Raw genomic sequence first — 238 nt, 5'->3', positions numbered from 1 at the left:
GTTGCCGGCCCTGCCGATCCAGTACGCGGACTACGCCCTGTGGCAGCGCAGCTGGATGGAGGCGGGGGAAAAGGAGCGCCAGTTGGCGTACTGGACCGGCCTGCTGGGCGGCGAGCAGCCGGTGATCGAGTTGCCCCTCGATCACCCGCGGCAGCCGCTGCGCAGCTATCGTGGAGCGCAATTGGACCTGGAGCTGGAGCCACACCTGGCCCTTGCCTTGAAACAGCTGGTTCAGCGC

At 67.6% G+C, this 238-nt stretch carries 1 protein-coding gene; it reads left to right on the top strand.

Features of this window, described 5'->3' with window-relative positions; all coding sequences use genetic code 11:
- Positions 1-238, top strand: a 238-nt coding sequence (locus ACLJNW_RS28345) for a condensation domain-containing protein (protein WP_410961984.1), incomplete at both ends; no start/stop codon positions are given.

It is taken from the genome of Salmonella sp. SAL4457 (assembly GCF_046548235.1).
Classification (GTDB): domain Bacteria; phylum Pseudomonadota; class Gammaproteobacteria; order Enterobacterales; family Enterobacteriaceae; genus Salmonella; species Salmonella enterica.
Note: the sequence above shows the minus strand (reverse complement) of the source record. Positions and strands in the feature narration are given on the sequence as shown.